Below are 19,159 nucleotides of genomic sequence, written 5' to 3' on the forward strand. Positions count from 1 at the left end.
CGGAGGATCTCGGCCTGCCGCCGGCCTTCGGCTTCGAGGATCTGCGACTGCTTGGTGCCCTCGGCGGTGAGGATCGCGGCGCGCCGGTCGCGCTCGGCGCGCATCTGCTTCTCCATCGAGTCCTGGATGGAGACGGGCGGGTCGATGGCCTTGAGCTCGACCCGCGAGACGCGGATGCCCCACTTGCCCGTCGCCTCGTCGAGGACGACGCGCAGCTGGCCGTTGATGTTGTCGCGGCTCGTCAGCGCCTCTTCGAGATTGAGCCCGCCGACCACGTTGCGCAGCGTCGTGGTGGTGAGCTGCTCGACGGCGCCGAGGTAGTTCGCGATCTCGTACGTCGCGGCGCGTGCGTCGGTGACCTGGAAGTAGACGACGGTGTCGATCGAGACGACCAGGTTGTCCTCGGTGATCACCGGCTGCGGCGGGAACGAGACGACCTGCTCGCGCAGGTCGATGTTGGCCCGTACCCGGTCGACGAACGGCACCAGGAAGTGGATCCCCGCGTCGAGCGTCCGGGAGAAGCGGCCGAGCCGCTCGATGATCAGCGCCGTCTGCTGTGGCACGATCCGCACCGTGCGCACGATCACGATGATCGCGAACACCACGAGAATCGCCAGCACGATGAGGCCGGCCAGCCCTCCCCCACCCATGTCCTACTCCTGTTCTCCCGCCTGATGCGGGACGTCCGCGGGCCCAGCGACGGCGGTGACGATCGCCGTGGCCCCCTCGATCGCGACGACCCGCACGGTCTGGCCCGGCAAGCACTCCGGGGAGCCCGGCGCCAACCGCGCGGACCAGGTTTCCCCTGCGAGCTTGACGCGACCCCCGAGCGCGGTGACGGTCTGCGTGACCAGGGCGGAGCGGCCGACGTGACCGGCCCACCCGATCCGGGTCGCCCCGTCGGCCACCATGAACCGCTTCTTGATGACCGGCCGCACGATGACCAGCAGCAGCGCGGCCACGACGACCGCGATGATCACCTGCCACTCGAAGGACAGCCCGGCGGCAGAGGCGATCGCCCCCGCCAGCGCCCCGCCCGCGAGCATGAGGAACACGAAGTCGACGCTAGCCGCTTCGAAGGCCCCCAGGGCGAGCGCGATCCCGATCCACGCCAACCAGCCGTGGTCGGTCAGCCAGGACATGTCCCCTCGATCTCCTCGCTCGAATGTCCGCTCAGCCTAGTCAGGTACTGCCCGGACCGGTGGCAGCACGCGCCGACCACCGGTCGCCGTGTCGCTCGAGGACCAGCGGCAGCCCGAAGGTCTCCGACAGGTTCTCGGCGGTGAGGGTGAGCTCGACCGGCCCCGCAGCGACCACCCGGCCGCCGCGCAGCAGCAGCACGTCGGTGAACGACGGCGGGATCTCCTCCACGTGGTGGGTCACGAGCACGAGCGCGGGCGCCTCCACGTCGGCCGCGAGCGAGCCCAGCCGGCCGACGAGGTCCTCGCGGCCGCCGAGGTCCAACCCGGCGGCCGGCTCGTCGAGCAGCATCAGCTCGGGGTCGGTCATCAGGGCCCGGGCGATCTGGACCCGCTTGCGCTCCCCCTCGCTCAGCGTGCCGTAGCGCCGGTCCGCCAGGTGGTGGGCGCCCAGCGCCTTGAGCAGCTCCTCCGCCCGGGCGTGGTCGAGCTCGTCGTAGGTCTCCCGCCAGCGGCCCACGATCCCGTAGGACGCGGTGACCACCACGTCGCGGACCCGCTCATCGCCGGGGATCCGCTCCGCCATGGCCGCGCTGGCCAGCCCGATCCGCGGCCGCAGCTCGAAGACGTCGACCGCACCCAGCACCTCACCGAGCACGCCGGCCACCCCGGTCGTGGGGTGCATCCGCGCGGCGGCAATCTGCAGCAGCGTCGTCTTGCCGGCACCGTTGGGGCCGAGGACGACCCAGCGCTCGCCCTCCTCCACCTCCCAGTTGACGTCGTCCAGCAGGGTGTTGCCGCCGCGCACCACGCTGACGCCGGCCAGCTCGAGGACATCACTCATGGCACGACAGTAGGCCACGCGCCGCGCCCGCTCGGACGGTCCCTCACCGGCTGGCGGAGCGGCCGGGCGGACCTACGATGTCCCGGTGCCTGCCCAGAGCGACCAGCGGGACAGCTCCGCGCTCCTGCCCGTCTCGGTGCGCCTCGCGCTGTGGTGCACCGCCGCGTATGCCGGCCAGCTCCCGCTGCCGCAGGCCCTCGCGCGGGCACACCCGGACGTGGACCACGTCGGCGGGGACCTGTCCCGGCTGGAGCTGTGGCGCGACCTGGGTGAGTCGGTCGTGCTCGTCTCCCTGCCCCGCCCCGGCGACGTGACCGGTATGCCGAGTGGTTCCCTCGACCTCGTCGGCGCGGCCACCGCGGCCGGCGAGTGCGCCTTCGTCCCGGGGATCGGCGGGGCCCTCGTGCCGGCCGTCGAGGCCTTCGGCCCGGAGGGCGACCAGGGCACCCAGGTGGTGTGGACGGCATACGACTGTGACCCGGTGCCCACCCACCGCGTCGAGGCGCTCTCGCTGGGAGAGATCGAGATGCGGTTGCGCGAGGACCTCCTGAGCCACACGAGCGACCTCGAGGACCTGGACGTGCGGCCCTGGGCGGGCTCCGACATGCGCCGCATCGCGGACGAGCGGCTCGCCCACCGGGCCTGGGGGGTGCCGGAGTCCGTGCCGCGGCGGGCCCTGCGCGTGCTGTCGTTGGCGGGCACGGTGAGCGAGACCGCCGACCTGGGGCTGGAAGCCGGGCCGACCGGGCTGAACAGCGTGGCCAACACGGCACATCGGGCCGTCCTGACACAGCTGCGCCACGTCGCCGAACGCGCCCTGGCCGACGCCACCAACGTGGCCGCGCTGACCATCGCCGGAGCCCTGCCCAGCTGACGTCGCGACGGGTGGGTCAGCCGTCCGTCGCGGCTGTCCCGGCCATGCCCCCGGTCTCCGGAACCGTCGTGTCAGGCGCGCCCCGGCCGTCCCTGACCCGTCCCAGACGGGCATGGCGGCGGCCGTAGAAGCCGTAGATCAGCAGCCCGACCGCGAGCCACACGAGGAAGCGCAGCCAGGTCTCCGCGGCCAGGTTGGTCATCAGCCCGATGCAGCAGCCGGCCGAGACGATGGGCAGCACCGGTGACAGCGGGGTCCGGAACGGGCGACGCATCCCGGGGTTCGTGACCCGGAGCACCGGCACGGCGATCGAGACGATGAGGAAGGCGAACAACGTGCCGATGCTCACCATCTCGGCGAGCGTGCTGAGTGGGATGAAGGCGGCCAGCAGGCTCACCCCGACGACAGTCAGCACGGTCATCAGCACGGGCGTGCGCCAGATGGGGTGGACGCGGCTGAACGCGGTGGGCAGCAGTCCGTCCCGCGCGAGCGCGAAGCCGATCCGGCCCATGGTGACCAGCTCGACGAGGATGACCGAGCTGAGCCCCGCGACCGCGGCCAGGCCGACGAGGGCGCCGGCCCAGCCGAGACCGACGTCGCGGAAGACCTGCGCCACCGCGTCGCCCTTGCTCAGGTCGGTGTACTTCACCATCCCGGTGATGACGAGGCACACCAGGACGTAGAGCAGGGTGCAGATGCCGAGGGTGCCGAGCAGCCCGACGGGCATGTCGCGCTTGGGGTTCCGGGTCTCCTCCCCGAGGTTCGCGACGGCTTCGAACCCGCTGTAGGCGAAGAACACGATGGCGGCCGCCACGAACACGCCGGCCATCCCGAACGACGAGGGGTCCACGCCGGTGATGAGCTGCCACAGCGGCGCGGTGAGCCCACCTTGCTGCTCGCTGGCCGGGACCGGCTTGCTCGGCGGGACGAACGGCGCCCAGTTGGCCGCCCGGATGAAGAACGCCCCGACCGCGATGACGAAGATGACGACTGAGACCTTGAGCACCACCAGGGTGTTGGTGACCCACGCGGACTGCCGCACGCCGCGGATCGCCACGATGCCGAGGACCACCACGATGAAGACCGCGCCGAGGTTGACCACCGACTTCTCACCGAACAGTGAGGACGGCAGGGCGTCGAAGACGCCGAGGAGGTAGGCGGACCATCCGCGAGCGACCACCGCGGACCCGAGCGCGAACTCCAGGATGAGGTCCCAGGCGATGATCCAGGCGAAGATCTCCCCGATCGTGGTGTAGGCGTAGGTGTAGGAGCTGCCGGCTGCGGGCACCGCCGCGGCGAGCTCGGCGTAGCACAAGGCTGCCAGGAGGCTGACGGCGCCAGCGACGAGGAACGAGATGACGATGCCGGGACCGGCGTGCACCCGCGCCTCGAGTCCGGTCAACGTGAAGATGCCGGTGCCGATGACGATCCCGATGCCGAATCCGATGAGGTCCCTCGCGCGAAGGCTCTTGGCCAGGTGGCCGCGGTCCGGCAGGGGATCACCGTGCTCGTCGATCTCGCTCTGCGCCAACACGTCCGCGACGGGCTTCTTCCGGAGGACGCTCACAACCAACCTGCGCTTCCCGTGTGCACCCCCCGTTTCGGCGCTGTCGACTCGACAGCCTTGCGGTGCGACGTTAGGCGACGACGATCAGCCGGCCGCGGTGGTGTCCACGTGACGAAATGCCGGTGAGAAGGCTCACGCGCCAGCGTCAGCGCCAGCGCCGAGCACCGAGCGGTAGACCTCGAGCGTCCGGTCGCCGATCGAGGTCCAGGAGAACTGCTCCACGGCGCGGCGCCGACCGGCCCGACCCCACTGGCGTGCCCGGCCGACGTCCCCGACCGCCTCGCGCAGCGCGGCGGCCAGGTCGGCGACGAACCGGTCGGGGTCGACCGGCTGACCGCTGCCGTCCTGCACCTGCTCGATCGGGACCAGCCAGCCGGTCTCCCCGTCGACCACGACCTCGGGGATGCCGCCGGTGGCGGTGGCCACCACCGGCAGCTCGCAGGCCATGGCCTCGAGGTTGACGATGCCGAGCGGCTCGTAGACCGACGGGCAGGCGAACACGGTCGCGTGGCTGAGCAGCGCGATCACCTCGGCGCGCGGCAGCATCTGGGCGATCCAGACCACGCCCTTGCGGGTGGAGCGCAGCTCCTCGATCAACGCCTCGACCTCGCGCTGGATCTCGGGAGTGTCGGGGGCGCCGGCGCACAGCACGAGCTGCACCTCCGGTGGGAGATCGCGGGCGGCGCGCAACAGGAACGGCAGCCCCTTCTGCCGGGTGATCCGGCCGACGAAGATGACTGCGGGGCGGTTCGGGTCCACGCCGTGCCCACGGACGACCTCGACGGCCTGGTCGCTGTCGTCGTGCTGCCACAGCCGGGAGTCGATGCCGTTGTGGACCACGTGCACCCGCTGCGGGTCCACGTCCGGGTAGCTGCGCAGCACGTCGGCACGCATGCCCGCGCTGACCGCGATCACGCCCGCGGCCGCCTCGATCGCGGTGCGCTCGGCGAAGGAGGACAGCCGGTAGCCGCCGCCGAGCTGCTCGGCCTTCCACGGCCGCAACGGTTCCAGGCTGTGCGCGCTCATGACGTGGGGCACCCCGTGGAGCAGTGAGGCGACGTGCCCGGCGAAGTTCGCGTACCAGGTGTGCGAGTGCACCAGGTCGGCTCCCCCACAGTCAGAGGCCATCTCGAGGTCGACGCCGAGGGTGCGCAGCGCGGGGTTGGCCTGCGCGAGGGCCGGCGGGTCGGCATACCCCTGGGTGCCGGGCTCGTCCACGGGCGCGCCGAAGGCACGGACCCGCACGTCCAGGTCCCCTCGCGCGCGCAGCGCGCGCACCAGCTCGCTCACGTGGACCCCGGCACCGCCGTAGACGTTCGGTGGGTACTCCTTGCTCAGGACGTCGACTCGCACAGTGCGAACGCTAGCCGTTTCCTCGGTCCACGGTGCGATGGTGAGGCCTGCCTCTCGGAATCTGGGAGTGCTGGCAGAGAGTCCCACTCACCCGTAGGGTGCGGTCATGGCGCGACGAGCGGGCGGTCCGAAGGTCCTGGCCATCGTGCTGGCGGGAGGGGAGGGCAAGCGGCTGATGCCGCTCACCGCCGACCGGGCCAAACCCGCGGTGCCGTTCGGGGGGATCTACCGCCTCATCGACTTCGCGCTGTCCAACCTCATCAACTCCGGCTACCTCAAGGTCGTCGTGCTGACGCAGTACAAGTCGCACAGCCTCGACCGGCACATCTCCAAGACGTGGCGAATGTCGACGATGCTCGGCAACTACATCGCGCCGGTGCCCGCCCAGCAGCGCCTCGGCAAGAGCTGGTTCCTCGGCAGCGCCGACGCGATCTACCAGAGCCTCAACCTCGTCTATGACGAGTCTCCGGACGTCGTCGTCGTGGTGGGCGCGGACCACGTCTACCGGATGGACTTCGCGCACACCGTCGAGCAGCACCTCGACAGCGGCGCCGGGGTGACCGTGGCCGCCATCCGGCAGCCGATCTCGATGGCGGACCAGTTCGGCGTCATCGAGGTCGAATCCGAGGACCGCAGCCGGATCGCGGCGTTCCGCGAAAAGCCCACGGACGCACAGGGACTGCCCGACTCGCCGGACGAGGTGCTCGCCTCGATGGGCAACTACGTCTTCACGGCCGACGCGCTGATCGACGCCGTGACCCGCGACGCCGAACGCGAGGGCAGCAAGCGCGACATGGGCGGCGACATCGTGCCCGACTTCGTCGCCCGCGGCGAGGCCCACGTCTACGACTTCAAGGACAACCCGATCCCGGGCGCCACGGACCGGGACAAGGCCTACTGGCGCGACGTCGGGACGATCGACTCCTACTTCGAGGCGCACATGGACCTCGTGTCGATCCACCCGGTCTTCAACCTCTACAACAACGAGTGGCCGATCTACACCGATTGCGGCAACCACCCGCCAGCGAAGTTCGTGCACGGCTCGGCCGGTCGGGTGGGGGCCGCGGTGAACTCGGCGATCTCCCCCGGCGTGGTGATCAGCGGCTCGCACGTGGACGGGTCGGTGCTGTCCCCGAACGTGCGCGTCCACAGCTACAGCAGCGTCAACGACTCGGTGCTGCTCGACAACGTCCAGGTCGGGCGGAACTGCGCGGTCAAGCGGGCGATCATCGACAAGGGCGTGGTCGTGCCCGACGGGGTGAGCATCGGCGTCAACCACGACGACGACCGGGCCCGCGGCCTGCAGGTGACCGACTCCGGGATCGTGGTCATCGGCAAGGGCCGGGAGATCCCCACCGACCTCTGAGTGCCGCGAGCCTGCGTGCCGCGAGCTCACTCAGTGCCGGCCGCAGGACCGGCTCGTATGCCGGAAGGCACCGGGGCGGCCCCACGGCCACTGACTAGGCTGCTCGCGTGCCCGACGCCCCCTCCACCGTCCTCGTCACGGTCACGGGACAGGACCGGCCGGGGGTCACGAGCGCGCTCTTCGAGACGATCGCGGACGTCGGCGCCGAGGTGGTCGACCTCGAGCAGCAGATCGTCCGAGGGCACGTGTCGCTGGCCTTCCTGCTCGCCGTCGGCGGCCGGGAGGACCTGCTGTGCGGCGCCGTGACGAGCGTCGCCGACCGGCTCGGCCTGCAGGTCGCCGTGACCGCGGGGGTGGGCGACAACCCGCGCCGGTCCGGCCGGGCGGCCGTCGTCGTCCTCGGTGCACCGCTGATGGCCAGCGCCATGTCGGCGGTGACCACGCGGATCACCCGCCACGGCGCCAACATCGACCGGATCCGACGGCTGTCCCGCTGGCCGGTCACCACGCTGGAGCTCGACGTCTCCGGCGCCGACGTGCCCACCCTGCGACGAGAGCTCGCGTTGGAGGCGTCCACGCACGGCGTCGACGTCGCCGTCTCCCCCGGTGGTCTGGCCCGGCGCGGTCGGCGCCTGGTCGTGATGGACGTCGACTCGACGCTCATCCGGGACGAGGTCATCGACCTGCTCGCCGGGATGGCCGGCCGCGAGTCGGAGGTCGCCGAGGTGACGGCGGCCGCCATGCGCGGCGAGCTCGACTTCGCCGACAGCCTGCGCGCCCGGGTCCGCCTGCTCGCCGGCCTGCCGGAGTCGGCGATCGCCCGGGTGCGTGATCGGTTGCGGCTGACGCCCGGGGCGCGGACGCTGGTGCGCACCCTCCGGCGGCTGGGCTTCACGGTCGCGCTCGTCTCCGGCGGGTTCGTCGAGGTGGTGGCGCCACTCGCCGGCGAGCTGGGGATCACCCACCTGCGCGCCAACCGGCTCGAGGTCCGGGACGGCCTCCTCACCGGTGAGCTCGTCGGCGAGGTCGTCGACCGCGCGGGCAAGGCCCGCGCCCTGCAGGAGCTGGCCGCGCTGGAGGGGCTGCCGCTGCACCGCACCGTCGCGATCGGGGACGGCGCCAACGACCTGGACATGCTGGCAGCGGCGGGTCTTGGCATCGCCTTCAACGCCAAGCCGTTGGTGCGCGAGCAGGCCGACACGTCGGTCAACGTGCCCTACCTCGACGCGGTGCTCTACCTGCTCGGCATCTCCCGGGAGGAGATCGAGGAGGCCGACGCGGCGGCGCCGGATGTCAGGATGCGCCCATGGAGCTCAACGACGTGATCCGCCGGCGCCGCATGGTGCGTCGCTACCACCCCGACCAGCCGGTCACCGAGGAGGACGTGGAGGCCCTGCTGCGCCACGCGATCCGTGCGCCCAGCGCCGGCTTCAGCCAAGGGTGGGACTTCGTCGTGCTGTCCGATCCGCTGCAACGGCAAGCGTTCTGGGGTGCGACGACCGACCCGGACGAGGAGCCGGACAGCTGGCTCGCCGGGATGCAGACCGCTCCGGTGCTCATCGTGTGCCTGTCGGACAAGCAGACCTACCTCGGGCGCTACGCCGAGCCGGACAAGGGCTGGGCCGACCGGGACGAGGCCCGCTGGCCGGTGCCCTACTGGGACATCGACACCGGCATGGCCGCGCTGCTGATGCTGCTCACCGCCGTGGACCGGGGGCTGGGCGCGCTGTTCTTCGGTGTCCCCGCGGAGCACCACCACGACGTGCACGAGGCGCTCGGCATACCGATGGACCGCTCGATCGTCGGGGTCGTCGCGGTCGGTCACCCGGCCCCCGACACGCGCAGTCCCAGCCTGAAGCGCGGCCGGCGGCCGCTGTCCGCGGTCGCGCACCGGGGCCGGTTCGGCGTGCCCTGGGAGTGAGCAGCTCGCCCGCGGTCAGGCGGCCGTGACGAAGGAGGAGTCGACCTCCGCGAGCGTGGCCGCGCCGGCCAGGCCCATGACGTGGGCGAGGTGGTCGTGGAGCGCCTCGAGGACCGAGCACACCCCGTCGGCCCCCTCGGCGGCGAGGCCCCACACGACCGGCCGCCCGACCAGCACCGCCGTGGCCCCGAGCGCCAGCGCGGTGAACGCGTCCAGGCCGCTGCGGATCCCGCCGTCGGCAAGGACCGGCGCCCGGCCGGCGACCGCCGCCGCCACCTCGGGCAGCGCCACCGCAGTCGGGACCGCCCGATCGAGCTGCCGGCCGCCGTGGTTGCTGACCACCACCCCGGAGGCGCCGGCGTCCAGGCAGGCCAGTGCGTCGTCGCCGCGCAGCACCCCCTTGACCAGGACCGGCAACCCGCTGAGGTCCGCCACCCACGAGATGTCGTCCATCGACAACCGGCCGTCCTGCTCGATGGCCTCCCACAGGTCGGCGCCCGGGCGCAGGTGCTCGCGTGCGTTGACCGCGGCCACGTCGTCCTCCAGCGGCAGCGGCCGCCCGCCGCCCCCGCGGGCCTTGCGCCCGATGTAGGGCGTGTCACCGGTCAGCACGAGGGCGCTCGCGCCGGCGTCGGCGGCGCGCCGCACCAGCGCCTCGGTGATCGACCGGTCCCGCATCACGTAGACCTGGAACCACCACGGGCCGCCCGCCGCGGCCGCGACGTCCTCGATCCGGCTGGTCGACCGGCTCGAAACGACCATGACCGACCGGGCGGCGCGTGCCCCTTCGGCGCAGGCCACCTCCCCGCGCGAGTCGAACATCCGGTGGAACGCGGTCGGGGCGACGAGCACCGGCGAGCGCCCGTGCAGCCCGAGGTCCGACAGGCTCAGTCGCGCGTCCACGGCACTGCCGTCTCGGAGCACCCGCGGCCGCAGTCGCCACCGCAGCCACGCCCCCTCCGCCTCGCCGGCGGTCACCTCGGTGCCCGAGCCGGTCTGCAGGTAGTCCCAGACCACGTCCGGGAGCGCGGCCGCGGCGCGGTCGGCATACTCCTGCAGTTCGGTGAGCACGGGGGTCAGTATGCCGAGTGCTCCCCCTCTCGCGCGGCGGCTCGGGCCTGCTCGGCCCGGGTGCGGTACTCCCCCGGCGGCACACCGAGCACCGCGGCGAAGTCGCGGCCGAAGTGCGCCTGGTCGGCCCAGCCCAGCTCGGTGGCGAGCGCCGCGAGGTCGGGCGCCCGGCCCTCGTCGAGCAGCCAGGCCGCGTCGTGGAGGCGGTAGCGCTGCAGCACCCACTTCGGCGAGACGCCGACGTAGTGCCGGAACAGCCGCTGCAACTGCCGCACCGTCACGGCGAACCGCTGGCCCACCTGCTCCACGCGGGTCAGGTCACGGTCCTCCAGCATTCCGCGCACCACCTCGAGCAGGAGCTCGTAGGCCGGGTCACGCGCCCGGGTGCCCCAGAGCCGGCTGAGGACCCGCTCCAGTGGTGCGATGCCCGGCGCCTCCTGGGCCGCCTCCTGGGCCGCGGCCGACTGCTCGAGCGCCAACACCTCCGCCACGACCGCGCCGACGTCGTCGCCGAGCACCGACTCGAGCCGGACCACCCGGTCGCGAAGCTCGGCGACCGGTCGGCCGGTGAGCGCGGCAAAGCCGCCGGGTCGGAACTTGACTCCCACGACCTGCCCGGCCCCGATCAGGTCGATGGTGAAGCGGCGGGTGACGACGCCGTGCACCAGCCCGGCGGGCAGCCCGTGGCCGTGGCGGATCTCGCCGGGTGAGCCGGTCTCGACGGTCAGGTGCACGGCCGGGTGCGGCAGGACCTCCGAGCGGTAGGGCTCGGCGCCGTGCAGGTCCCACCGCACGGTCCAGTAGCCCTCGACCACGTCGGCGACGGCCGGTCCCGGGGCGTGCCGATGCAGCGTGAAGTGCCGCGCGGACTCGGCCCGCTGCAGCACCCCCTTGTCGGAGGCGGTGCGGCGCTGCGCGGTCCACGGCGTCGTCGCGGTCGGGGGCGGCCGACCTGTCGCGTTCTGACAAGACGTCATGCGGGCAGCCTAGGAAGACTCACCGACATGACCACGACAAACGCAGACACAGCAGCAACCGGTTCCGGCGCCGTCGACGGCGTGCCCCGGGGGTACACAGCGCTGACGCCCTACCTGTGCGTCGACGGCGGCGACGCGGCGATCCGCTTCTACACCACCGCGTTCGGCGCCACCGTCGTCAGCCGCATGGACGGCCCGGGCGGGACCGTGGCCCATGCCGAGCTCGACTTCGGCGACGGACGGCTCCAGCTGAGCGACCCGGTGCCCGACATGGGGCTCGTCGCGCCGGCCGGCGGCGGTGCGACGCACTCGCTGGTCCACTACTGCGCCGACGTCGACGCCACCTGGCGGCGCGCGGTCGAGGCCGGCGCCACGCCGAGCAACGAGCCGGACACGTTCGTCACCGGCGACCGGTTCGGCGCCGTGCTCGACCCGTTCGGCCACCGGTGGACCATCATGACGCGCGTCGAGGACGTGCCCGCCGAGGAGGCCGAGCGCCGGGTCCAGGAGTGGCTCGCCGCCCAGGGCTGAGGCCGGCGCACACGGCATGTCGGTGCGGGCGCCGCCCGGGCGTACGGGAAGATGGGGCTGCCAACTGTCGTCCACACGGCCGCGCAGGCGGTCGGCTGATCCAGGAGCACCCACCGCATGGCCCGTCGCAGCTCGAAGAGGTCCGGACAGCAGGAGCTGGACGACTTCACCGAGAAGATCGTCGACATCGACGTCGAGGAGGAGATGCAGGGGGCGTACCTCGAGTACGCGTACTCGGTGATCTACTCCCGCGCGCTGCCCGACGCGCGCGACGGCCTGAAGCCGGTGCAGCGACGGATCCTCTACGGCATGAACGAGCTCGGGCTGCGCCCCGACCGGGCCCACGTCAAGAGCAGCCGGGTCATCGGCGAGGTGATGGGCAAGTACCACCCACACGGCGACGCGGCGATCTACGACGCGCTGGTGCGCCTGGCGCAGCCGTTCACGATGCGGTTGCCGTTGGTGGACGGGCACGGCAACTTCGGCTCACTCGACGACGGACCCGCGGCCTCCCGCTACACCGAGGCGCGGATGGCCCCGGCGGCGCTGCTGATGACCGGCAGCCTGGACGAGGACACCGTCGACTTCGTCCCCAACTACGACGACTCGTTGCAGCAGCCGGGCGTGCTGCCCGCGGCGTTCCCGAACCTGCTCGTCAACGGCGCCAGCGGCATCGCCGTGGGCATGGCCACCAACATGCCGCCGCACAACCTGGTCGAGGTCGTCGGCGCGGCCCGGCACCTGATCGCGCACCCGGACTGCTCGCTGGACGACCTGATGAAGTTCGTCCCCGGCCCCGACCTGCCCGGCGGCGGGAAGATCGTGGGGCTGGAGGGGATCCGCGACGCCTACCTCACCGGCCGCGGCAGCTTCAAGACGCGGGCCACGACCCGGATCGAGAACGTCACGCCCCGCAAGAAGGGCATCGTCGTCACCGAGCTGCCCTACCTGATCGGCCCCGAGAAGGTGATCGAGAAGATCAAGGACGGGGTGCAGTCCAAGAAGCTGCAGGGAATCAGCAACGTCCTGGACCTCACCGACCGCAAGAAGGGCCTGCAGCTGGTCATCGAGATCAAGAACGGCTTCAACCCCGACGCGGTCCTGGAGAAGCTGTTCAAGCTCACGTCGATGGAGGACTCCTTCGGCATCAACAATGTGACCTTGGTCGGCGGCCAGCCGCAGACCCTCGGGATGAAGGACCTGCTGCGGGTCTTCGTCGACTTCCGCACCGACGTGGTGCGCCGGCGCAGCGAGTACCGGCTGCGCAAGCGCGAGGAGCGCCTGCACCTCGTCGAGGGCCTGCTCATCGCGATCCTGGACATCGATGAGGTGATCCAGGTGATCCGCAGCTCCGACGACGCGGGAGTGGCCCGGAGCCGGTTGATGGACGTCTTCGACCTGTCTGAACCGCAGGCGACCTACATCCTCGACCTGCAGCTGCGCCGGCTGACCAAGTTCTCCCGGATCGAGCTGGAGAACGAGAAGGCCGAGCTGGAGCGGCAGATCGAGCAGCTGCGGGCGATCCTGTCCGACGAGAAGCTGCTGATGAGGACCGTCTCCGACGAGCTCGCGCAGGTCGCCAAGGCCCACGGCACCCCGCGCCGCACGGTGCTGCTCGAGTCCGCCGGGCAGCCGGCCGCGGCCGCGCCGCTCGAGGTGGCCGACGACCCGTGCTGGGTGCTGCTGTCCTCCACCCACCTGCTCGCGCGGACCACCGACGCCGCGCCGCTGTCGAGCGAAGGGTCCCGCCGCAAGCACGACGCCGTCACCGCGGCGGTGCGCACCACCGCCCGGGGCGAGTTCGCGCTCGTCACCTCCCTCGGCCGGCTGGTGCGGCTGTCCGCCCTCGAGCTGCCGACCCTGCCGCCGACCAACGGGGCCCCGAACCTGTCCGGCGGCGCACCGCTGGCCGCCTTCGTCGACCTGCCCAAGGGCGAGCAGCCGCTCACGCTGGTCTCCCTCGACAGCGACTCCCCCGGGATCGCGCTCGGCACCGCCCAGGGCGTGGTCAAGCGGGTCGCGCCGGACTACCCGGGCAACAAGGACTCCTTCCCCGTCATCTCCCTGAAGGACGGTGACAGCGTCGTCGGCGCCGTCGAGCTCGCGACCGGCCACGAGGACCTCGTCTTCGTCTCCGACGCGGCACAGCTGCTGCACTTCGGCGCCGACGGGGTGCGCCCGCAGGGCCGCGGTGGTGGCGGCATCGCCGGCATCAAGCTCGCCGGCGGCGCCACGGTGATCTGGTTCGGCGCGGTCGACCCGTCCGCCGACAACGTGGTGGTGAGCGTCAGCGGCTCCTCCGGCGCCCTGCCCGGGACCGAGGCGGGCTCCCTCAAGGTCACGCCGTATGCCGAGTACCCGGCCAAGGGCCGCGCGACCGGTGGGGTCCGTTGTCACCGCTTCCTGCGCGGCGAGGACGCGTTGATCCTCGCGTGGGCGGGCGCCGCACCGGCGCGAGCCGCCGGCGCGAGCGGAGTGGCCGTCGACCTGCCTGAGGCGACCGGCAAGCGGGACGGGTCGGGGACGCCGGCCACCGCACCGATCGCGGCGATCGCGCCCGACACCGCGCAGCTCACCACCGAGCGCTCGTGACGGGCGACGGCGCCGCGGGCGGCGTCTGGGCCGACCCGCACGTCTGGACCGACGAGCACCCCGAGTCCGCCCACGGGCACAGCCGGCCGGGCGCCTGCTCGGTGCAGTGGGACGCCGCGGCCGCGTCGGCGTTCGGCACCGCCTCGACCGCACGGTTCTGGATGGCCCTGGACCAGCCCGGCCCGTGGGGCCGCGACGCCGCGCGGCAGTCGCACCTCGACCCGAGGGTCGGTGACGCGCTGGCCACCCGGTGCGCCGACGAGGGCGGCCGGTTCATCCTGGTCCGCCGGCCCGGCGGGCATGCCGACCAGCACCAGGCCGGCGGACCTGCCGACCAGCACCACGCCGGCGGGCACCGCGTCTTCCTCGGCTGGGCTGAGTCCGACCCGTGGCTGCTGACCGGGCAGGTGGCAGACCCGGCCGCGCTGCTCGACCGGGTTGACTGGCCTGCGCTGGCCGCCGGTGACCACGAGCGCGTCGTGGAGGGCTGGCCGGAGCTGTCGCCCGCGCCTCCGGTGCTCTTGGTGTGCACGAACGCCAAGCGCGACGTCTGCTGCGCGGTGCGCGGCCGGCCGGTGGCGCTCGCCGCAGCCGCCGAGCGCCCGGGCCGGGTCTGGGAGTGCTCCCACACGGGCGGCCACCGCTACGCCCCGACCGGCGTGCTGCTGCCCCACGGGCAGACGCTGGCCCGGCTCGACCGGGCCCGCGCGGTGCAGGTGGTGGACCGCGCCGCGGAGGGCGAGCTGCCGCAGGGAGCCGTCGGGTCGGCATACGACCGGGGGCGCAGCGCGCTCGCGCCCCCGGGGCAGGCCGCCGAGTCCCACGTGCGCGCGCTGCTCGGGGAGACGAGCCTGACGGCGCTGTCGACGACGCTGAAACCGGCGGGCGAGGACACGTGGCGTGCGGAGGTCGCACACCGGGACGGTCGCCGGTGGCAGGTGGACATCCACCGCGAGACCGGTCCCGAGGAGCTCCCCGCCTCGTGCGGCAAGGCGGCCGGTCCGGTCGTCCGCTGGCAGCTGTCCCTGCGCTGACGGCGCCCCGACCAGCGGGCCGGGCTACGACTCGGCAGGGACCGGCGGGCCGCCCCGGCCCGTGGCGCTCCTCCGTTCGGGGAACACCAGCCGCAGCAGCAGGTAGGCCACGACGGAGATGACGAAGCCCACCTCGAAGGTGAGGTCGCCGACCGACGGGTGCGCCCTGGGGACCACCCCGACGTACTCGGTCTGGTTGGAGAACAGCCAGATCGAGATCCCGATGCCGAGCGCCATCGCGAGGGGTCCGGCCCAGTTCCGGAAGCCCAGGTCCCGCACCAGTGCCGGCGCCTCCCCCGTGCCGCGCCGCAAGACCCGGTCGGTGAGGACCACCCCGAGCCACGGGCTGATCCAGTAGGCGATGACGAGCAGGAAGTTCTCGTACTTCGTGCCGGAGTTCTGCAGCCCGGACAGGGCCAGCGCGAACCCGAGCACCCCGAACACCAGCGCCATCGTCGCCCTCGACCAGTGCGTGCGCAGCGGGAACCCCATGGCCATGAAGGACATGGCACCGGAGTAGATGTTCAGCGCGTTCGCGGCGACCGCCCCCAGTGCGATGCACAGCAGGGTGAGGTCGCCGAGCCAGGTCGGCATGAGGCCGGTGTAGATCCCCGGGTCGACGTTGGCGGCCTTCCCCGCTGCCGAGACCATCGCCGCCCCGCCGCTCTCCAGCACGAGGCACGACACGAAGACGCCGAGCGCCGCCGACCACCCGACCGCCAGGCGCGAGGACCCTCCGGGCAGGTAGCGGGAGTAGTCGGCCGCGTAGGGGTTCCAGCCGACGGCGTAGCCGTAGGCCGCGCCCACCATCAGCAGGAAGCCACCGATCGTGGGCGGTCCGCCGGGCCGGCCGGCGGCACCGAGGTGGGCGTGGGTCATGACGACAGCCACACCCGCCAGGAACACGAGGACCAGCGCGGGGAAGGCGTAGCGCTCATAGGCCTGCACCAGGTTATGCCCGAAGAACGCCAGGGTGAGCTGGACGATGACCACGAAGAGCAGGCACAGCCAGTCGGGCACGACACCGAGCAGGGCGTGCAGTGCGAGCGCACCGCTGATGCTGTTCACCGCGAACCAGCCGATGCCGGCGACGATCGCGTTGATGCCGGCCGGCAGGATGTTGCCGCGGAAGCCGAACCCGGCCCGGCTGAGCACCATCTGGCACAGCCCGCTCTGCGGCCCCCAGGTCGACATGATGCCCAGCGTGAGCGCCCCGAGCGCGGTCCCCAGCGCGATCGCGGCCACCGTCTGCCAGAAGGTCAGCCCCCAGAACAGGACACCGAGGATGCCGACGGCAATGGTGGCGAACTCGAGGTTGGGCGAGGTCCAGGTGTAGAGCAGCTGGATCGGTCTCCCGTGCCGCTCGCTGAGCGGGATGTATTCGACGCCGCCGGGCTCGACGGCCACGGTGCGGGAGCCGTAGTGTTCCGCGGCGATCGGGTTGGGCGCGACGCCGACATCGGACTCGGGACGATCGGAGGTGTCCACGAGTCCAAGAATCCTCGCCTTCGGCTCAGGCGTCGATTCGCTCGAGGTCCAGGGCGTGCGCGCGCTCGACGAGGAAGTCCTTGCGCGGGGCGACGTCGGAGCCCATCAGCAGCTCGAAGACCGTCTCGGCCATCTCGGCGTCCTTGAGGGTCACCCGGCGCAGGGTGCGGTGCCGGGGGTCCATCGTGGTCTCCGAGAGCTGGTCGGCGTCCATCTCGCCGAGGCCCTTGTAGCGCTGCGGCGGCTCCTTGGTGCGCTTGCCGCGCTTCTCCAGGGAGGCGCGGGTCTTGCGCATCTCGGCCTCGCTGTAGGTGTAGATGTAGTCGTTCTTCTTGCTGCCGGCGTTGATGACCTCGAGCCGGTGCAGCGGCGGCATGGCGGCGTAGACGCGCCCGGCCTCGACGAGCGGCCGCATGTACCGGAAGAACAGGGTGAGCAGCAGGGTGCGGATGTGGGCGCCGTCGACGTCGGCGTCGGTCATGATGATGACCTTGCCGTAGCGGGCCATGTCGAGGTCGAACGAGCGCCCGGACCCGGCGCCGATGACCTGGATGATCGCGGCGCACTCGGCGTTCTTGAGCATGTCGCCGACCGAGGCCTTCTGCACGTTGAGGATCTTGCCGCGGATCGGCAGCAGCGCCTGGTAGTCGGAGGACCGGGCCAGCTTGGCGGTGCCGAGCGCGCTGTCGCCCTCGACGATGAACAGCTCGGACTTGTCCACGTCGTTGCTGCGGCAGTCGGCGAGCTTGGCCGGCAGCGAGGAGCTCTCGAGGGCGTTCTTGCGCCGCTGGGTCTCCTTGTGCAGCCGCGCGCTGATGCGCGACTTCATCTCCGCGACGACCTTCTCCAGCAGTTGGGTGGCCATCACCTTGTCGCCGCGCTTGCTGGAGGTCAGCTGCGCCGTGAGCTCCTGCTCGACGACCTTGAAGACGATCGAGCGGACCGCGGAGGTGCCCAGCACCTCCTTGGTCTGCCCCTCGAACTGCGGCTCGGCCAGTCGCACGGTCACCACGGCGGTGAGGCCGGCGAGGATGTCGTCCTTGTCGACCTTGTCGTTGCCCACCTTCAGGCGCCGGCTGTTGACCTCCAGCTGCTTGCGGAAGACCTTGAGCAGGGCCTGCTCGAAGCCGGCGAGGTGGGTGCCGCCCTTGGGGGTGGCGATGATGTTGACGAAGGACTTGATGCGGGTGTCGTAGCCGGTCCCCCAGCGCAGCGCCACGTCGACCCCGCACTCGCGCTCCACCTCGGTGGAGACCATGTGGCCCTTGTCGTTGAGGACCGGCACCGTCTCGGTGAAGGTGGCCGAGCCCTGCAGCCGCCACACGTCGGTCACCGCGGGGTCCTGGGCAAGGAACTCGGTGAACTCGCTGATGCCACCGTCGTGGGAGAAGACCTCCTCGTGCGGGCCGTTCTCGCCGGGGGTGCCGGGCAGTCCGCGCTCGTCGCGGATGACCAGGGTCAGCCCGGGGATGAGGAAGGAGGTCTGCCGAGCCCGGGAGACCAGCTCCTCGTAGTCGAAGCGGGCGGACGGGAGGAAGATCTGTGGGTCGGCCCAGTAGCGCACCCGGCTCCCGGTCACCCCGCGCTTCGCCTTGCCGACGATGCGCAGCTCGCTGTTCTTGACGTATGGCGTGAAGCTCGCCTCGGGTGCCTTGTCGCCGCCCTTGCCGCTCGGGTCGTCGAAGACCCCCGGCTCCCCCCGGCGGAACGACATGGCGTAGACCTTGCCGCCGCGGTCGACCTCGACGTCCAGCCGGGCGGACAGGGCGTTGACCACCGAGGCGCCCACGCCGTGCAGGCCGCCGGACGCGGTGTAGGAGCCGCCGCCGAACTTGCCGCCGGCGTGCAGCTTGGTGAAGACGACCTCGACGCCGGTGAGACCGGTGCGTGGCTCGACGTCGACCGGGATGCCCCGGCCGTTGTCGCGGACTTCCACGGAGTTGTCCGCCAGCAGCTGGACCTCGATGCGGTCGCAGACCCCGGCCAGCGCCTCGTCGACGGCGTTGTCGATGATCTCCCACAGGCAGTGCATGAGGCCGCGGGAGTCGGTGGACCCGATGTACATGCCGGGCCGTTTGCGGACCGCCTCCAGGCCCTCGAGCACCTGCAGGTGGCGCGCGGTGTAGTCGCTGGCGCTCGTGCGGGACTGCTTCGCGGAACGGGTCGGGGTCGAGGTGGCCACGGGTCTCGGGCGCTCCTTCGCGGGCTGGGTGGTGGATCGGGTCCCGGCCGGCAGGGCCCGACGTCGCAGGGTAACGCGTGCGTGCGCGCCGACCGGGCAGCACACGCCTCGCGGCCGGGACCGGCGAGACGGCGGGCCACCTGGGAACGCCGGTATTCCGCGGTCAGCGAAAACGGGCCATGAGATTGTCCACATCGTGCGCGTCGGGCGGGCGGGAAGC

The 19,159-nt window shown here is 72.1% G+C and carries 16 protein-coding genes; 7 read left to right on the forward strand and 9 right to left on the reverse strand.

Annotated elements, in window-relative coordinates:
* From VFL99_RS08030 to VFL99_RS08040, 3 genes are all read right to left on the reverse strand, one after another.
* On the reverse strand, positions 1 to 650 hold a 650-nt coding region (locus VFL99_RS08030; protein WP_325105817.1), incomplete at its 3' end, for an SPFH domain-containing protein.
* A gap of 3 nt (positions 651 to 653) precedes the next feature.
* Positions 654 to 1,142 carry an NfeD family protein gene (locus VFL99_RS08035; RefSeq protein WP_325105818.1) on the reverse strand — a complete coding sequence of 163 codons (489 nt, stop codon included), beginning with the start codon at positions 1,140 to 1,142 and terminating at the stop codon, positions 654 to 656.
* 40 nt (positions 1,143 to 1,182) lie between these two features.
* A complete protein-coding gene (locus tag VFL99_RS08040) occupies positions 1,183 to 1,983 on the reverse strand; it encodes an ABC transporter ATP-binding protein (RefSeq protein WP_325105819.1) in 801 nt (266 codons plus the stop codon).
* Positions 1,984 to 2,068: 85 nt separating this feature from the next.
* Here VFL99_RS08040 and VFL99_RS08045 point away from each other — a divergent pair, with 85 nt between their 5' ends.
* The gene (locus tag VFL99_RS08045; protein WP_325105820.1) at positions 2,069 to 2,857 is read left to right on the forward strand and encodes a hypothetical protein; all 789 of its coding nucleotides are present in this window, start codon (positions 2,069 to 2,071) and stop codon (positions 2,855 to 2,857) included.
* Between the two features lie 16 nt (positions 2,858 to 2,873).
* Here VFL99_RS08045 and VFL99_RS08050 read toward each other — a convergent pair whose 3' ends face one another.
* Together VFL99_RS08050 and glgA are read right to left on the reverse strand one after the other, a co-directional pair.
* Positions 2,874 to 4,424 (reverse strand): amino acid permease, encoded by a 1,551-nt coding sequence (locus VFL99_RS08050; protein ID WP_325105821.1) that lies wholly within the window; start codon positions 4,422 to 4,424, stop codon positions 2,874 to 2,876.
* A gap of 132 nt (positions 4,425 to 4,556) precedes the next feature.
* Complete coding sequence (gene glgA / locus VFL99_RS08055) at positions 4,557 to 5,777, reverse strand: glycogen synthase (protein ID WP_325105822.1); 1,221 nt, start codon at positions 5,775 to 5,777, stop codon at positions 4,557 to 4,559.
* Positions 5,778 to 5,883: 106 nt separating this feature from the next.
* Between glgA and glgC the strand changes: the two genes are divergently transcribed.
* The 3 genes from glgC to VFL99_RS08070 all read left to right on the forward strand — a co-directional run bounded on the left by glgC (position 5,884) and on the right by VFL99_RS08070 (position 9,064).
* Positions 5,884 to 7,143, forward strand: coding sequence for a glucose-1-phosphate adenylyltransferase (gene glgC / locus VFL99_RS08060; protein ID WP_325105823.1), 1,260 nt, complete (start codon positions 5,884 to 5,886; stop codon positions 7,141 to 7,143).
* A gap of 107 nt (positions 7,144 to 7,250) precedes the next feature.
* Positions 7,251 to 8,468 (forward strand): phosphoserine phosphatase SerB, encoded by a 1,218-nt coding sequence (gene serB, locus VFL99_RS08065; protein WP_325105824.1) that lies wholly within the window; start codon positions 7,251 to 7,253, stop codon positions 8,466 to 8,468.
* Positions 8,450 to 9,064, forward strand: coding sequence for a nitroreductase family protein (locus VFL99_RS08070; protein WP_325105825.1), 615 nt, complete (start codon positions 8,450 to 8,452; stop codon positions 9,062 to 9,064). The genes serB and VFL99_RS08070 overlap by 19 nt, the downstream gene beginning before the upstream one ends.
* Positions 9,065 to 9,079: 15 nt before the next feature.
* Here VFL99_RS08070 and VFL99_RS08075 read toward each other — a convergent pair whose 3' ends face one another.
* Both VFL99_RS08075 and VFL99_RS08080 read right to left on the reverse strand, forming a co-directional pair.
* Positions 9,080 to 10,135, reverse strand: coding sequence for an alpha-hydroxy-acid oxidizing protein (locus VFL99_RS08075; RefSeq protein WP_325105826.1), 1,056 nt, complete (start codon positions 10,133 to 10,135; stop codon positions 9,080 to 9,082).
* A 5-nt stretch (positions 10,136 to 10,140) separates the two neighbouring features.
* Positions 10,141 to 11,112, reverse strand: a complete 972-nt coding sequence (locus tag VFL99_RS08080; protein WP_325105827.1) for an AraC family transcriptional regulator — start codon at positions 11,110 to 11,112, stop codon at positions 10,141 to 10,143.
* Positions 11,113 to 11,139: 27 nt separating this feature from the next.
* Here VFL99_RS08080 and VFL99_RS08085 point away from each other — a divergent pair, with 27 nt between their 5' ends.
* The 3 genes from VFL99_RS08085 to VFL99_RS08095 all read left to right on the forward strand — a co-directional run bounded on the left by VFL99_RS08085 (position 11,140) and on the right by VFL99_RS08095 (position 15,269).
* Positions 11,140 to 11,643, forward strand: coding sequence for a VOC family protein (locus tag VFL99_RS08085; RefSeq protein ID WP_325105828.1), 504 nt, complete (start codon positions 11,140 to 11,142; stop codon positions 11,641 to 11,643).
* Positions 11,644 to 11,760: 117 nt separating this feature from the next.
* Positions 11,761 to 14,235 (forward strand): DNA gyrase/topoisomerase IV subunit A, encoded by a 2,475-nt coding sequence (locus tag VFL99_RS08090; protein WP_325105829.1) that lies wholly within the window; start codon positions 11,761 to 11,763, stop codon positions 14,233 to 14,235.
* A complete protein-coding gene (locus VFL99_RS08095) occupies positions 14,232 to 15,269 on the forward strand; it encodes a sucrase ferredoxin (RefSeq protein ID WP_325105830.1) in 1,038 nt (345 codons plus the stop codon). Before VFL99_RS08090 ends, VFL99_RS08095 begins: the two co-directional genes overlap by 4 nt.
* A gap of 24 nt (positions 15,270 to 15,293) precedes the next feature.
* On the opposite strand, the gene VFL99_RS08100 is transcribed toward VFL99_RS08095, so the two are convergent.
* A complete protein-coding gene (locus VFL99_RS08100) occupies positions 15,294 to 16,757 on the reverse strand; it encodes a purine-cytosine permease family protein (RefSeq protein WP_325105831.1) in 1,464 nt (487 codons plus the stop codon).
* A 25-nt stretch (positions 16,758 to 16,782) separates the two neighbouring features.
* Positions 16,783 to 18,939: a DNA gyrase/topoisomerase IV subunit B gene (locus tag VFL99_RS08105; RefSeq protein WP_325105832.1), complete on the reverse strand. Its 2,157-nt coding sequence runs from the start codon at positions 18,937 to 18,939 to the stop codon at positions 16,783 to 16,785.
* Between the last annotated feature and the right edge of the window lie 220 nt (positions 18,940 to 19,159).

It is taken from the genome of Segeticoccus sp. (genome assembly GCF_035708005.1).

What these genes read in the sequence shown, in the direction of transcription:
- VFL99_RS08035 (WP_325105818.1), bottom strand. Translation starts at nt 1,142, where the DNA reads ATGTCCTGGCTGACCGACCACGGCTGGTTGGCGTGGATCGGGATCGCG.
- VFL99_RS08040 (WP_325105819.1), bottom strand. Translation starts at nt 1,983, where the DNA reads ATGAGTGATGTCCTCGAGCTGGCCGGCGTCAGCGTGGTGCGCGGCGGC.
- glgC (WP_325105823.1), top strand. Translation starts at nt 5,884, where the DNA reads ATGGCGCGACGAGCGGGCGGTCCGAAGGTCCTGGCCATCGTGCTGGCG.
- VFL99_RS08070 (WP_325105825.1), top strand. Translation starts at nt 8,450, where the DNA reads ATGGAGCTCAACGACGTGATCCGCCGGCGCCGCATGGTGCGTCGCTAC.
- VFL99_RS08080 (WP_325105827.1), bottom strand. Translation starts at nt 11,112, where the DNA reads ATGACGTCTTGTCAGAACGCGACAGGTCGGCCGCCCCCGACCGCGACG.
- VFL99_RS08085 (WP_325105828.1), top strand. Translation starts at nt 11,140, where the DNA reads ATGACCACGACAAACGCAGACACAGCAGCAACCGGTTCCGGCGCCGTC.
- VFL99_RS08090 (WP_325105829.1), top strand. Translation starts at nt 11,761, where the DNA reads ATGGCCCGTCGCAGCTCGAAGAGGTCCGGACAGCAGGAGCTGGACGAC.